The sequence below is a fragment of the Streptomyces sp. NPDC058701 genome, assembly GCF_042715295.1.
Classification (GTDB): domain Bacteria; phylum Actinomycetota; class Actinomycetes; order Streptomycetales; family Streptomycetaceae; genus Streptomyces.
The window spans coordinates 1-1,628 of the sequence record NZ_JBHXSY010000141.1 but is presented as its reverse complement, the minus strand read 5'-3'; the positions used below and the strand labels follow the sequence as shown (position 1 = coordinate 1,628).

Annotated in this window: 1 protein-coding gene; it reads left to right on the top strand. The window is 69.2% G+C overall.

All coding sequences use genetic code 11. The features are described from left to right. On the top strand, nucleotides 1–1,628 hold a 1,628-nt coding region (locus tag ACFWW8_RS38575; protein ID WP_386537609.1), incomplete at both ends, for a homocysteine S-methyltransferase family protein.

The window sequence follows — 1,628 nt, the reverse complement described above, 5'->3', positions numbered from 1 at the left end:
CAGACCCGGGCCGACGCCCTCCGTGAGGCTCTTGCCACTCGTGTGGTGGTGGCCGATGGTGCGATGGGGACGATGCTGCAGGAGCAGGATCCCTCGATGGAGGACTTCCAGCAGCTGGAGGGCTGCAATGAGGTTCTGAACGTGACGCGGCCGGACATCGTGCGCACGGTCCACGAGGCGTACTTCTCGGTGGGTGTGGACTGCGTCGAGACGAACACGTTCGGTGCGAATTACGCGGCGCTGGCGGAGTACGACATCGCGGAGCGGAACTTCGAGCTGTCCGAGGCGGGTGCGCGGATCGCCCGGGAGGTCGCGGACGAGTTCACCGTGGCGACGGGGCAGCAGCGGTGGGTGCTGGGCTCGATGGGTCCGGGCACCAAGCTGCCGACGCTGGGCCACATCACCTATGGGCAGATCCGTGACGCCTATCAGGTCAACGCGGAGGGTCTGATCTCCGGCGGTGCGGACGCCCTGCTGGTGGAGACGACGCAGGACCTGCTGCAGACGAAGTCCTCCATCGTCGGTGCGCACCGGGCGATGGCGGCGCTGGGTGTGTCGGTGCCGCTGATCTGCTCGGTGACGGTGGAGACGACCGGGACGATGCTGCTGGGCTCGGAGATCGGCGCGGCGCTGACGGCGCTGGAGCCGCTGGGCATCGACATGATCGGTCTGAACTGCGCCACCGGGCCGGCGGAGATGAGTGAGCACCTGCGCTATCTGGCGCGCAACGCCCGTATCCCGATCTCCTGCATGCCCAATGCGGGTCTGCCGGTGTTGACCCGGGACGGCGCGCACTATCCGCTGTCGGCTCCGGAGCTGGCGGACGCGCAGGAGATGTTCGTGCGCGAGTACGGGCTGTCGCTGGTCGGGGGCTGCTGCGGTACCACTCCCGAGCATCTGCGTCAGGTCGTCGAGCGTGTCCGGGGGGCCGTACCGGCCGCCCGCGACCCGCGTCCGGAGCCGGGTGCGGCCTCGCTGTACCAGACGGTGCCGTTCCGGCAGGACACGGCGTACATGGCGATCGGCGAGCGGACGAACGCGAACGGGTCGAAGAAGTTCCGTGACGCGATGCTGGAGGCGCGCTGGGACGACTGTGTGGAGATGGCCCGGGACCAGATCCGTGAAGGCGCCCACATGCTCGACCTGTGCGTCGACTACGTCGGCCGCGACGGCGTCGCCGACATGCAGGAGCTGGCCGGGCGGTTCGCCACGGCCTCGACCCTGCCGATCGTCCTGGACTCCACCGAGGTCCCCGTCCTCCAGGCCGGTCTGGAGAAGCTCGGCGGCCGCGCGGTGATCAACTCGGTGAACTACGAGGACGGCGACGGTCCGGAGTCCCGCTTCGCGAAGGTGACCCGGCTGGCGCAGGAGCACGGCGCCGCGCTGATCGCGCTGACCATCGACGAGGAGGGCCAGGCCCGCACCGTCGAGCACAAGGTGGCGATCGCCCAGCGCCTCATCGGGGACCTGACGGGGAACTGGGGCATCCGGGAGTCGGACATCCTCATCGACACCCTGACCTTCACGATCTGCACCGGCCAGGAGGAGTCCCGCAAGGACGGCATCGCGACGATCGAGGCGATCCGCGAGCTCAAGCGCCGTCACCCGGAGGTGCAGACGACGCTGGG